The 13,481-nt window shown below is 48.8% G+C and carries 12 protein-coding genes and 1 pseudogene; 3 read left to right on the top strand and 10 right to left on the bottom strand.

Annotated elements, in window-relative coordinates; genetic code table 11:
• Positions 1–255: 255 nt before the first annotated feature.
• Positions 256–534: pseudogene (locus O6P33_RS13210) on the top strand (PAS domain-containing protein); the annotation flags it as partial.
• A gap of 8 nt (positions 535–542) precedes the next feature.
• Here O6P33_RS13210 and O6P33_RS06940 read toward each other — a convergent pair.
• The 10 genes from O6P33_RS06940 to lptF form a co-directional block, all read right to left on the bottom strand.
• Positions 543–1,085, bottom strand: coding sequence for a DUF2058 domain-containing protein (locus O6P33_RS06940; RefSeq protein ID WP_269817071.1), 543 nt, complete (start codon positions 1,083–1,085; stop codon positions 543–545).
• 56 nt (positions 1,086–1,141) lie between these two features.
• The gene (gene mazG, locus O6P33_RS06935) at positions 1,142–1,981 is read right to left on the bottom strand and encodes a nucleoside triphosphate pyrophosphohydrolase (protein ID WP_269817070.1); all 840 of its coding nucleotides are present in this window, start codon (positions 1,979–1,981) and stop codon (positions 1,142–1,144) included.
• Positions 1,978–3,792, bottom strand: coding sequence for a lipid A export permease/ATP-binding protein MsbA (gene msbA / locus O6P33_RS06930; protein ID WP_269817069.1), 1,815 nt, complete (start codon positions 3,790–3,792; stop codon positions 1,978–1,980). The genes mazG and msbA overlap by 4 nt, the downstream gene beginning before the upstream one ends.
• Positions 3,793–3,858: 66 nt before the next feature.
• Positions 3,859–4,563, bottom strand: a complete 705-nt coding sequence (hda, locus tag O6P33_RS06925) for a DnaA regulatory inactivator Hda (protein WP_269817068.1) — start codon at positions 4,561–4,563, stop codon at positions 3,859–3,861.
• Positions 4,560–5,699 (bottom strand): AI-2E family transporter, encoded by a 1,140-nt coding sequence (locus tag O6P33_RS06920; RefSeq protein WP_269817067.1) that lies wholly within the window; start codon positions 5,697–5,699, stop codon positions 4,560–4,562. Before O6P33_RS06920 ends, hda begins: the two co-directional genes overlap by 4 nt.
• Before the next feature lie 18 nt (positions 5,700–5,717).
• Entirely contained in the window at positions 5,718–6,761 is a 1,044-nt protein-coding gene (locus O6P33_RS06915; protein ID WP_269817066.1) for a DUF2066 domain-containing protein, read from the bottom strand.
• 142 nt (positions 6,762–6,903) lie between these two features.
• Positions 6,904–7,842 (bottom strand): DMT family transporter, encoded by a 939-nt coding sequence (locus O6P33_RS06910; protein ID WP_269817065.1) that lies wholly within the window; start codon positions 7,840–7,842, stop codon positions 6,904–6,906.
• Positions 7,843–7,887: 45 nt separating this feature from the next.
• Positions 7,888–8,985, bottom strand: coding sequence for a cell division protein ZapE (gene zapE / locus O6P33_RS06905; protein ID WP_269817064.1), 1,098 nt, complete (start codon positions 8,983–8,985; stop codon positions 7,888–7,890).
• A gap of 90 nt (positions 8,986–9,075) precedes the next feature.
• On the bottom strand, positions 9,076–10,137 hold the full coding sequence (gene lptG, locus O6P33_RS06900; RefSeq protein WP_269817063.1) for an LPS export ABC transporter permease LptG: 1,062 nt from the start codon (positions 10,135–10,137) through the stop codon (positions 9,076–9,078).
• The gene (lptF, locus tag O6P33_RS06895) at positions 10,130–11,254 is read right to left on the bottom strand and encodes an LPS export ABC transporter permease LptF (protein ID WP_269817062.1); all 1,125 of its coding nucleotides are present in this window, start codon (positions 11,252–11,254) and stop codon (positions 10,130–10,132) included. The genes lptG and lptF overlap by 8 nt, the downstream gene beginning before the upstream one ends.
• Before the next feature lie 138 nt (positions 11,255–11,392).
• On the opposite strand from lptF, the gene O6P33_RS06890 reads away from it, so the two are divergent.
• Positions 11,393–12,880 (top strand): leucyl aminopeptidase, encoded by a 1,488-nt coding sequence (locus O6P33_RS06890; RefSeq protein WP_269817061.1) that lies wholly within the window; start codon positions 11,393–11,395, stop codon positions 12,878–12,880.
• Entirely contained in the window at positions 12,877–13,293 is a 417-nt protein-coding gene (locus O6P33_RS06885; RefSeq protein WP_269817060.1) for a DNA polymerase III subunit chi, read from the top strand. The genes O6P33_RS06890 and O6P33_RS06885 overlap by 4 nt, the downstream gene beginning before the upstream one ends.
• The last annotated feature ends 188 nt before the right edge of the window (positions 13,294–13,481 follow it).

The raw sequence follows: 13,481 nt of genomic DNA, 5'->3' as shown, positions 1-13,481 counted from the left end.
AGGCTATCTTCTACGGCAGCTGGTTATTTTTCAGTCAATTAAAATTATTGTTTTGATTCAACCACTTGCAGAAAAATAGTGCTGATACATACCCTGAGAAAACAAGTTTTTGCCGAGGGTTAGAGTATTTGTAAATTGTGCACAAGTATTCGCGGGCCAACGCAGGCAGTAAGTTCTGATTGAAAGACTGATAGAGCTTGCTAGAATGCGCCAATGATCTGACAAGGCATCCTATAAAACGATTTAATTTACGCCATGAGATTTTCATTGCAACTGGTTGAGTCTGCCCAGAATGGCATAGTGGTGGCTGAATAATAGGGTGATGACACCATTTTGGTGTACGTTAACCCAGCTTTTGAACGCCTAACCGGCTACAGCGCTGACGAGATTTTATATCAGGATTGCCGTTTCCTGCAGAGCCTGCGCTATTGCAGCTCCAATCTGCTGTGCAGATTCTCACGTACTGCAGAGCAACAGGCCATAACAAAACAGGCGCAGTCTCGGAAAAGATCTGCGCCTGTTGACGGCTCAGCAAATGCTGCTTACCACATTAAATCATCAGGAATCTGATAGGCTGCATAAGGATCATCCTCTTGCTCAACCTCGGCACTGACCACATTGAGCAAAACAATACGGCGCTCATCACGCTCTTGAATTTTCAGCGCGGCTTCGCGAGGAATAATTTCATAGCCACCACCGTGCTTCACAATGGCTAAACTGCCGCTACTAAGCTTATTGCGCACCATGTCATTGACCGCAATGCGTTTAACTTTTTTATGATCAACAAAGTTATAATAATCTTCAGTATCCAGCTTAGGTAAGCGCGAAGTTTCAATCAGTTGGCGTATTTGTGCAACTTGCGCCTTACGCTCAACCTTCTCTTGTTGTTGACGGTTAAGCTCTTGGTCACGCTTTTGTTTTTCCGCCATCGCTTTTAAAGCAGCTTGGCGTTGTGTTTCATCGACTTCAACCGCACCCTTTTTTTCTAGGCGCTGCTGCCTTTTCTGTTCTTTAGTGGCTTGCTTAACTTGTTTTTCATTGACCAGCCCGGCTTTAAGCATCTGATCGCGCAAAGATAAACTCATGTGATCCTAAACCCATCTTTAATAATTGATAAAAACACTGCACTCTAGGCCGCTAATCATAAGCCTTGGCCTAAGGCCTGTTTAGCTAAGTTCCAAAAAGCATCCAACTGTTGCTCTGTGCAATCACCAAGTGCCATGCCTTGTGCTTGAGCTTGCTGCTCAACATGCTGAAAACGCTGGGCAAACTTGTTAGTTGCGGCGCGCAATGCTGTTTCTGGGTTGGCTTGTACATGCCGTGCAACATTGACTGTGGCAAATAACAGATCCCCCAGCTCATCACCAATAGCGGCCTGCTCACCACTGGCAATGGCATCACGCAGCTCTTGTAACTCCTCATCAACTTTAGCCAAAACTGGGGCTAAGCTGCTCCAGTCAAAGCCAACATTCGCAGCGCGCTGTTGAGTTTTTAGCGCGCGACTCAGTGCCGGCAAACTCAAAGGAATATCGTCCAAAGCACTCAATGCTTGCTCAGGCTGGGCCTGCTCGGCACGCTCTTGCTGCTTAATTTCTTCCCAGCGCTCTTTAACCTGGGTTGTAGCAACCGCCTCTGCTGGCGTGCTGTCATAGAGATTGCCACTGGGAAACACATGTGGATGACGGCGCAGCAGCTTCTCAGTAATACTGTTCACCACTGTGGTGAAATCAAACAACTGTTGCTCATGGCCCAACTGACTGTAATACACCACTTGAAATAATAAGTCGCCGAGCTCGCTGGGCAGGTGAGCAAAATCCTCACGCTCAATGGCATCAGCAACCTCGTAGGCTTCTTCTAAAGTGTGCGCAACAATGCTGGCAAAATCTTGTTGCAGATCCCACGGACAACCATTCTCAGGATCGCGTAAGCGTGCCATCAAATAAAGCAAATCAGACAACTGATAGTGCTTGGCAGCCCTCATTCTTGAACCTCCACAGCTGGCTCTAAATCCTCGAACTGGGTGGCATGTAAACGGCTGTAATAACCATTTTGCGCTAACAGTTCTTGATGATTACCGCGCTCAACAATGCGCCCCTGATCCATCACTAAAATCAGATCAGCCTTTTCAATAGTGGATAAGCGGTGGGCAATCACTAAGGTAGTACGGCCTTGTACAGCATGGTCTAACGCTGCCTGAATATGACGCTCAGATTCAGTGTCTAAAGCAGAAGTTGCCTCATCGAGAATCAATAAAGGAGCATTTTTCAATAACGCTCGGGCAATGGCTAAACGCTGCCGTTGACCGCCTGATAACAACACCCCATTTTCACCCACTAGAGTTTCGTAAGCTTGCGGCATACGTTCAATAAACTCGGCGGCATAGGCGGCCTCTGCAGCAGCTTTAATTTCATCTAAAGAAGCATCGGCAAGATCGCCATAAGCAATATTTTTTGCCACAGTGTCATTAAACAATGACACCTGCTGGGTCACCAAAGCCATATGGCGGCGCAAGTTTGCTAAAGTAAAGTCCTGTACTTCAACCCCGTCCAGCAATATCTGTCCCTGTTGATGCCCATAAAAACGCGGGATCAAGTTGGCTAAGGTGGATTTGCCACTGCCAGAGCGTCCAACTAACGCAATCATCTGACCTTTCTCAGCGACAAAGCTGATGTCTTGCAAAACCGGACGGTCTGTACCTGGATACATAAAGGATAAGTTGCGCACTTCTAAGTGGCCACCCACCTGATCCATTTCAACCGTGCCTTGATCACTTTCTGGCTCTTCATCGAGCTGCTCAAAGATGCTTTCCGCACCAGCCACACCTTTTTGAATCGTTGAGCTAACTTCGGACAACTGACGAATCGGCTTAGGCAACAAACCCGCCAAAGTAATATAAGCCACCAAGTCACCTGGCGATGAATCGCCACGCAAGAGCAGAACTAAAAATAGCAGCACAGCCATGGCTGAATAAATCACTAGCTGCAAGGAAGGCGTATACACCGCGTTAGTTTTAATCATGCGCAATTGTTTTTCAGTGTTACTCAGGCTCGACTCTAAGAAGCGCTTGCGCTCATATGGCTCACCACCAAAACTGCGCACTACGCGATAGCTCTGAATAGTTTCCGAAGCCACGTGCGTCACGTCACCCATAGCCACCTGGATTTTTTTGCTTTGTTTGCGGAACTTTTTACTGGCACTGCTCACCATTAAGGCAATGACTGGTAAAATAGCCACCATCACCAGCGTGAGTTTCCAGTTCATCCACAGCAGGGTACAAAACAAAAACACTACGGTCATGCCCTCTCGGACAATCACTTTAATGGCATCCGTTGCCGCACCCGTCACCATGGTGACGTTATAGGTAATCCGTGAAATCAAATGCCCAGAATTGTGGTTATCAAAATAGCGATTGGGCAAAACCAGCAAGTTATTAAACAGTTGCACGCGCAAGTCATGCACTAAGCCTAAAGACACTTTAGCCAGATAAAAATTACCTAAAAAAGAGCCGATTCCCTGCCACAAAGCGATAACAACGATTAATAGAGGCACAGCCTCTACCAAGCGCACATCAGCCAACCAGGGCACCTTGGGAAATAACACCGCATCAGGATTGGCTAGGCCATCAACAAAGTACTTCAGCACATAGCCGAGCATTGGCGAGGTTGAAGCAAAAATCAGGAAACCAATAATACTGATAATAAACATACCAATATAAGGTCTGATGTAACCCAGCAAGCGAAAATATATTTTAACCCCAGAAGTACTTTCATTCTGCTGTTGTTTTGTACTCATTAACTATAGATCTCAAGAAAAAACGGCAAATTTAAATATCAACGTAACGGTGCAACACAACTGCAACTACCAGCCCAAGGCTTCTTTAAGAAAGGGGATGGTAAGTTTACGTTGTGCTTGTAAAGAGGCGTGATCCAACTGCTCTAAGGTATCAAATAACACCGTAGTACTGCGCACGGAGCGCGCTAAAATAAAGCGGCCCACCTCGTCTGACAAACGCAAGCCGCGACGTGAAGCGCGCAGCTGTAAAGCCCGTAATTTATCATCATCACTGAGCTCATGCAGCTGAAACACCAGCGCTATGCTGAGGCGTGATTGCAAGTCGGGGAGTTTAATGGAAAGCTCGCGCGGTGGTGCATGGGCAGCTATTAACAGTTGTTTACCTGCATCACGCAAACGGTTAAACGCATGAAACAACGCCTCTTCCCAGTGCGGCTGCCCCAGCACAGCTTGAATATCATCCAAACACACCAGATCACAAAACTCGACATTATCCAGCAACTGCGGACCATGATGCGCCAGCTCGGCAAGGGGCAAATATAAAGCCCGACCACCGCGCTCTTCCACACGCAAGCATGCCGCTTGCAGTAAGTGGCTGCGGCCAACACCAGCGGAGCCCCACAGGTAGAGAACGCTATCGAGCCACTGGTTTTCAGTCTCACAGGCATGCTCAACGTAGCCTAATGTGCCTGCATTGGCTCCAGGGTAATAATTGGCAAAAGTGGCGTCATCCCGCAGACGCATGCTCAGTGATAGTTGCGTGGGTTTCATGTGGACTCATTTATAGGCTGCTCACAGACTGATGTCTGCTTAGCCTCGACAGGATTGATGGGTTGCTCTGCGGCATTGGACTGCCCATACATATTTGAATCTGTGTACAGCGTATACAAATGGCGCAGCAATACCATGATCACAGCAGCCACCGGCAATGCCAACAACACACCAGTAAAACCAAACAACTGGCCGCCGGCGAGAATGGCAAAAATAACCGCCACCGGATGCAAACCAATGCGATCGCCAACCAGTAATGGCGTCAGTAACATACTCTCCAGTGCCTGCCCAATCGCAAACACAGCAACTATACCTAAAAGCAGATAAGGGTCTAAACCAAACTGAAACAAGCCTGCAATTAATGCCGCGCCAATGCCGACAATAAAGCCCATATAAGGAACTAAACTTGCTAAGCCAGCTAGCAAGCCAATCAATAAACCCAGCTCTAAACCCAGCACCATTAACCCGGCCGCATACACCACACCCAACGCCAACATCACCAAGAGCTGCCCGCGCATAAAGGCGCCCAACACTTCATGACATTCAGCGATCAAGTTAACCACCAGCTTTTCATTTTTTCTCGGTAATAAACGGCGCAGCTTCGCCACTAAAATATCCCAATCGCGCAGCAAGTAAAATGTCACCACAGGAATGAGCAACATATTAGCCAGCCAACCTAAAAAAACCACACTGGAGGCGGTAATTTTAGCTAACAGCATTTGCATAACATCCGTGGTCTTTCCTAGGTTCTCACTGAACATTTGTTTGATACTGTCGAGGCTATCGATTTTTGCACTGATGCCCAGCTGCAATTGCAGCCACGGCAAAGCACTGTCTTGCAACCAATCAATCAATTGTGGCGTCAGCCCATACAAGCTCACCAATTGCCGTCCAATCATGGGCACTAATACCAGCAGTAACACCAGCATTATTAAACTGACCAAGACAAACACAGCAATCACCCCCACCGTACGGGGAACCTTATAGCGCTCTAGAAAATCCACCACAGGGTCGCCCATATAGGCGAGCAAAATACTGACCAAAAACGGCGTAAGAATGGGCAACAGCTGATAAATAATCAGCAAGCCTAAGGCCAGTACAGCTAATAACAACCAATTTTTCAGGTGTTGCGCCATAATTAATTCACTCAGTCATTACCAGCTAAAATAGAGCAGCTGCGAGCTGGTATTAGCGTTGTTCGACCTAGCAACCTGCGCTGTTACAGATTGCCCCTGCCCTTCAGCAGAGTGATTGGGCATTGTCGGTTGGGCTTGTTCTTGTAAATTGGCTAAAGTCAGCTGTGCCCTTAACTGCTCTGGACTGCTGCGCACTTGCCATTGGGCATAGTCTTTGGTGACTTCCGTGAGCTGCGCGGCAAAGGGCTGCAATAGACGCTCAACTAAAACAAAGCGCTCTAGGTCAACTCCTGCCACCCTAACAGTGAACGACTCGCCCTCACCGGGTTTAATCGCAAAACGCTCAGCTAAGCGCTGATTGACTTGGGCAAACACCTCGCGCGCCAATTCTGTTTGCGAGTCAGCACTGACCTGCCCAGCTTGACGCTCATCACCCAGCCACAACTGCCACTGCGCCTGCAATACTTCTGCTTCTGGCTGCTGTTGCACCACGACCACAGCGTCGGCGTTATAGCGCTCAGCTGACTGACGAATTTGCTCACTATCACTGAGTACATCGGCACTCACCAGTAACTGCTCATCAAGATCACCCAATGGCAGCCGCGCAGGTACCCCGTAATAGCGCGCTGCACTGTGCAATGGCTGTGCATCGGCCTGGCCATCGCTGACTAAACGCAAACCCTGCACGTCATCCAGCAACCACCAGGTCAGCACCGCAGGTCGATTACTGCCCCACACCGGTAACTGTGTTGCCCGTAATGCTGTTTGCACGCTGGGTGGATCAAAATTCACAATTAAGGTATTGCCGTCATAACCATAGCGGCTGATCAAGGCTTGCGGGTCCACTAAGTATTGAGCCAGCTCTGCTGATTGAGCAGCATTGGCTTGACCGGTTAAGCGCTGCACTAAAGTAACAAAGGCTTGCTGTAAGCCCGCATCACGCACTTCACTTTCTTGGCTCTCTAACTCTTCACGAACTTGATACAACCCCGCCACTGGCTCTGCATGAGCAACCAGCGTCAAGGACATCAATACCGCAGCAATGCCTACAAAAAATCGCATTTTCATTCTCTCTAACCGTTGGACCAACGCAAGTGCTCTACCATAAACAGCCTAGCGCACCACGGCAACTGCTTCTTAGCTATCAATACTCAGCACCGCGAGATACTAAGACCAGCGAGGTGTGCAAGGCGCTGAATTTAATTTAAATACCACGTTGCGTAACAATAGATCGCATAACTTGCCAACGATTCACCAGCAAGGCCAAAAATATCATTACACAACCCACTAACTGCAGCGCAGATAGAGTTTCAGCAAACCAAAGGGCTGCAAACAGTGCGACCCAGATTGGCTCTAAAATAAGAATCACTGCACCACTGGTTTGTGTTGTTAAGCTTTGCGCAAAGGTTTGCAGCCAAAAACGTGCAGCAGTACCAATGATTGCACTGGCCACCAGCCACCCCAACAGCGCTGGAGACCATTGCAAGGTTGTCCCGCGCCAGTTTTCAAATAGCAGCGAAGCCAGCAACGTCACCAACCCTACCGCAGTTAAAGCAATCACAGTTAACGCCAAGGGATCCACTGCGCTTAATTCGGCAGCAGCCTTATTCCCCCGAGCTTGGCGCACAGAAACTGTGGCCACCCGAGTATTTAAAGTAAAGAAGAGCGCCAGCCCCAAGGCGGCAATTAGATAAAAAACCTGCCCGCGCTGAATGCTAAAACCCTGCGCCAAGGACAGCAGCACCATCCCGACTAACGCCACCGGCAAAGCCAGCCAAGTGCTGCGTGGTATCGGCTCAGAAAAAAACACACGAGCCACAATTGGCACCAGCAAAACACCTAAACTGGTTAAAAAAGCGCCCTCGCCCATACTGTCACTGTGGGCCAAGCCCAGCACCCAAAACAGCATGGCCAAACCAAAGACGATACCCACCTGCACACTGCGAACAATATGCTCGCTGGTGAGTCGAAGTAACTGCCGGTAACCCAGGCACGCTAAAAAAGCCGCAGCCAATAAAAAACGCAGTCCCATAAATAACAAGGGAGGCATTAAGGCAATGGCTTCTTTAGAAAACACCCAACTGACTGCCGCGATCAGCGTTACCGCAACCAGCAGCAAGTCAGATTGAGTCGCACGCTTCATAGTATCTACTCTAGGGAGAGGGAGCGAGTCGACAGGCCGTCATACTTAAGACCGGTGCGGACGCGCGAGGTACTCGTGGGATTGCATTTCCAACAAACGACTTAAAGTGCGCTGAAACTCAAACTGTAAACGGTTACCCGCATACAAATCTTTCAACGGCACTTCTGCAGAAATAATTAACTTAACGCTTTGATCGTAAAACTCATCAACTAAGTTAATGAAACGTCGGGCAACGTCTTCATTAGCGCTGTCCATCTGCTCAAGATTGGACAAAATCACCGTGCTGTAAATTTTGCCTAACTCGATGTAATCGTTCTGGCTACGTGGCCCATCGCACAGCTCACGAAAATCAAACCAAGCCACATCATTCGCCACTTTACGGGCAACGATGGTGCGGTTTTCTACGGTTAACGGCTCATTTTCAAAAATCTTGCTGTTTTCTAACAAGAAGCTGCGAAAGCTTTTATCCAGCTCTTGCTCCACCGCTGCGCTTAGCGGGTAGTGATACAACTCAGCCTGCTCTAAGGCACGCAGACGGTAATCAATACCACTGTCGACGTTAACCACCTCAGTATGCTGCTTCAACAAAGCAATGGCCGGCAAAAAACGCGCACGCTGCAAACCATCTTTATACAAAGCATCAGGCACAATGTTGGAGGTAGCCACCAAGCTTACGCCGTTTTTAAATAACTCTTCCAGCAAGCCAGCAAGAATCATCGCATCGGTGATATCAGTGACAAAAAACTCATCAAAACAGATCACCCGCGCTTCTTTAGCAAAACGCTCAGCAACAATCACTAAGGGGTTTTTTTCACCATCAAGGGTGCGCAACTCTTCGTGCACACGCTTCATAAAACGGTGGAAGTGGGTACGCATTTTCTGCTCAAAGGGTAGCGCGTCAAAAAAGGTATCGACCAAATAGGTCTTACCGCGCCCCACGCCGCCCCAGAAATACAATCCTTTAATAGGTTGCACGGACTTTTTACCGAGCAGACGACCCAATAAGCCATTACCAGCGCTGGGCGTCTCTTTGACTAAATCATCATAAAGACGCTGCAGATGGCGTACGGCATTTTCTTGTGCAGCGTCACGAAAAAAATCCGGACGCTGTAAATCACTCTGATAACGTTCAAGTGGTGTCATAATAATACGTGTCGACCCGACAAATAAAACGGGGCAACACTTTAACCACGCTACCTACAATTGGCAATCATCCTATGGATATTTAACCTGCTAGCCAGCCCGTTTTAGCAGCCATAAACCGCAACCAGCACAAATTAACGCCGGTAACATCACCGCAACGATGGGGGCAAAACCAAAGACTAAGCTGGCCGGCCCAAGCAAATCTTGGGCAATGCGAAAGACAAACCCCACCACAACCCCAGTAAACACACGCTGCCCCAAAGTCACCGAGCGTAACGGGCCAAACACAAAAGAAATGGCCATCAAGACCAAGGCCGCAGTCACTAAGGGCTGTAGCACCTTGACCCAAAAAGCCAGCCAATAGCGATTAGCATTCAAGCCTTGATCATTTAGATAGTGTGCGTACTGCCACAGCCCAGTAATAGGTAGAGTATCTGGCTCCATGACTACGGTATTGAGCAATTGTGGGCTGATTTCCACATCCCAGCGCTCACTGGCTGCTTGCCTAACACTGCTACTGCGCTCTTGTAATTCGGTATAAACAATATCTTCAAGTTGCCAGTAGCCATCCTGATAAAGCCCTTGCTTGGCGAAGCTCGAACCTAGCAAACGCTGCTGATCATCAAACAAATAGCGGGTGACACCGATTAATTTGCCACCGGGCTGCACCGCATTAATGTGAATGTACTCACTGCCTTGGCGGTGCCATAAACCATGCTTAGAGCTTTGCGCCTTGCCCACTGATTGTGCCAATGAACGATTGGCCTGGGCCATGCTTGATGTCCAAGGTGCTAGATACTCGCCAACCACCAGTCCGACCACCATCAGCACCAGCATGGGTTTCATAACCGCCCAAACAATCCGGCGAATGGAAACCCCAGCAGCACGAATCACCGTCAGCTCACTGTTACTGGCCAAAGTCCCTAACCCAACTAAACAACCAATCAAGGCTGCCATAGGTAACATATCGTAAATACGCTGCGGTGCAGTCAAGCCCACATAGCTGGCAGCATCCAAAAGGGTATAAGCACCTTCAATGTCATTTAACTCGTCAATGAAGGCAAACAATAAGGCCAAGCCGGTAATAATACCCAGCACCGCAACAATGGCTAAGAACACTGTGCTACCTATGTAGCGATCCAGCCTACGCATTTTGCGACTCCTTCTGTGCTCGACGCTGCGCCAGCTTTAAACGCATCGGCTGCCAATACACCAACAATAAACCAATCAACAAAAACACGCCGTGCACCGGCCACAGCCCTACCGCCACAGGAATACGGCCTTTATCCAGCGCGCTGCGTGCGGCAACCAATAAGGCTAAATAAGCCATATACAATAAAATCGCAGGGAGTAACTTTAGAAAGCGCCCTTGCCGTGGATTGACCCGAGATAGCGGCACAGCAATTAAAGTAACAATTAAAACCAATAGCGGAATGGATAAGCGCCATTGCAATTCAGACTGCATGCGCGGCTGATCACTGCCCAGCAATTCAGCTGTGCGCATGGTTTCGCGCTCACCCATTTTCACTTCAATTTCAGGCTTAGGCAGCAACACACCGTAGGTGTCGTAATGGATAACGCGGTAATCCGCATCACCTGGTGTGCCGTCATAGCGGTAGCCATCATGCAATACTAAGTAGCGACTGCCATCTTCTTGAATTTCTTGGCGACCGGACTGCGCCACTAAAACCGTAATACCTTCTTCTTTATCACTGGGTTTGCGCACATCGCGCTTCTCCGAAATAAATACACTGCGCAATTCATCGCGACCACCGGACAGCTCCTGCGCATAAGTGACCCGCGAGCCATCACGCATAGCTTGGAAACGCCCAGGCACCAAAGTATCAAATTCGGTTAACGCATCTTGCTCATTAAGGATTTGAGCAACATTTTGCACACCTTGCGGGGTCAAGACAAAACTCAGCCAGGCGCAGACTAACGCAATAAAAAAAGCTGGCACTAAAGTGTAAGACAATAAGCGCTGCTCGCTCATGCCCGTGGCCGTTAACACCGTCATTTCACTTTCTAGGTATAAACGACCATAGGCCAGTAAGATGCCTAAAAAGAGCCCTAGCGGTAGAATCAACTGCAAGAACCCCGGAATGCGGTAGCCCATAATCAATAGCAGTACGCCAGGATCAAGCATACCCTGTGCTGCTTGCGCCAGATATTTAATAAAACGACCGCTCATAATAATCACAAGCAGAACCGCACTGACCGCACTAAAGGCCAGCAAAACTTCTCGGGAAAGGTAACGAAAAACTATCAAGTAAAGGCTCCAAGCTTGTCAAGACCGCCTATCGCGGCTCACACTAGTCATACATATTATGGCAGTGTACCTACACGCCGATGCAAACCAACAGTATTATCCTGCATCTTTCTATCTTTGTCTTGAGGATCATTGAGTATGGACTTTTTAGTCACAACCCATTCAGTTGAAACACTACCAAGCAGTGCACTTGTCTTAACCGTTAACGAAGAACTAAAACTCGATAGCCAAGGCCAACAGATCGATAAGCTATGCGCCGGTGCTATCAGCGCTGTACTCAAAGCGGGAGACATGCAAGGAAAAATTGGTCAAACCTTGCTGCTGCACAACTTAGCCAATCTTAAAGCGCAACGTGTATTACTGGTTGGCATTGGTAAAGACGCCGAACTCACTGATCGCAACACCCGCAAGTTAGTCAGCGCAATTCTCAATACGTTTAAAAACTTAGCCATTAAAGATGCCAGTCTTGCCTTTGCTGAACTGGCCATTAAAAACCGTGATACCTATGCCAGCGCACGTTTAGTCACTGAATGCCTGATTGATGGCCTCTACGTTTTTGATCAGTTCAAAAGTGAAAAAGCGCCTGCGGTAAAATTGAGCACAATCACTTTACTGTGCACTGCCGAACAAGAAGCAGCAGTCACTAAGGCCTGCAAAGAAGGCCAAGCCATTGCTACAGGTATGGCTTTTACCCGCGACCTGGGCAATATGCCACCTAACATTTGCCACCCTCGCTACCTCGCCGAACAGGCCAAAGAGCTGAGCAAGCACAACAGCAAGCTCAAGGTGGACATCTTAGAAGAAGAGCAGCTTAAAGAGCTGGGCGCTGGGGCCTTACTCGCAGTTGCCCAAGGCAGCGACCAGCCGCCACGCTTAATCGTCATGCACTATCAAGGTGGTAAAGATAACGAGCAACCTTATGTGCTCGTCGGTAAGGGCATTACCTTTGATACCGGTGGCATCAGCCTCAAACCCGGTGCAGGTATGGACGAAATGAAATACGACATGGGCGGTGCTGCCAGTGTTCTCGGGACAATGAAAGCCGTGCTAGAGCTGGAGCTGCCAATTAACGTCATTGGTGTTTTAACCTGTGCAGAAAACATGCCTAGCGGTGGCGCTACCCGCCCCGGCGATATCGTCACCACCATGAGCGGCCAGACCGTAGAGATCCTCAACACCGATGCCGAAGGCCGCCTAGTTTTATGTGACGCCCTAACTTACGTTGAGCGCTTTAAGCCTAAAGCGGTGGTGAATATCGCGACGCTGACCGGTGCCTGTATCGTTGCTCTAGGCAGCAATACCAGTGGTTTGATGGGTAACAGCCCAGAGTTAGTCGCCAGTCTCTTAAGCGCGGGCCAACAAGCCAGCGATGTGGCTTGGGAGTTACCATTATTTGATGACTACCAAGAGCAACTGGACAGCCCCTTTGCTGATATTGCCAATATCGGCGGGCCAAAAGCAGGCACTATTACTGCTGGTTGTTTCTTATCGCGCTTTACCAAAGAGTACCCTTGGGCACACTTGGATATCGCTGGCACTGCTTGGATCAGTGGCGGTAAAGAAAAAGGCGCAACCGGTCGTCCGGTCCCCCTATTGAGCCAATATTTATTGGATCGTGTGCAGTGAAAGTAGAGTTTTACGTTTTACCTTCCACCCAATCGGCGGACCGCTTAATTGCGGCCTGCCGCTTGGCACATAAAGCTTGGCGCGCAGGTTTTATGACATTTATCCGCTGCGCCTCTGCACAGCAGCAAGCAGAGCTGGATGAGTTACTCTGGACTTTCCGCAAAGCCAGCTTTATCCCGCACGCGCTCTATGCTGAGCAAAACTGCGCTCCGGTGGTGTTGGGCATTAATGAACGCCCAGCACACACCCCCAGCGTGCTGATTAATTTACACAGTGAGCTCTCCACTCATTTGGATTGTTTTAGCCGTGTCATCGAAATTGTTAACCAAGAGCCTGAGCTGTTACACATTTGTCGGCAAAACTTTGTCCGTTACCGCCAGCTTGGTTATCAGCCTGCTCGGGTTGAGTTATAGCAACAGTCAAACCGCTAGCACTCGCGCCATACACCCCATGCTCCACCTAAGCAAAACACCTCTTTTGCAGTAAAAGCGTCTTAAGCACTGCCTCTCAATGCCCAGCCCCTTACCCTTATCCTGCGATTAATAAACACTTTGCGCTCAGATGATGGCCGCTCGGCTCGAAGCCTGATAAAATTGCACGA

Source organism: Denitrificimonas caeni (genome assembly GCF_027498055.1).
Classification (GTDB): Bacteria; Pseudomonadota; Gammaproteobacteria; order Pseudomonadales; family Pseudomonadaceae; genus Denitrificimonas.
The sequence above is the reverse complement of the archived record's forward strand: the minus strand, read 5'-3'. Positions and strand labels throughout refer to the sequence as shown.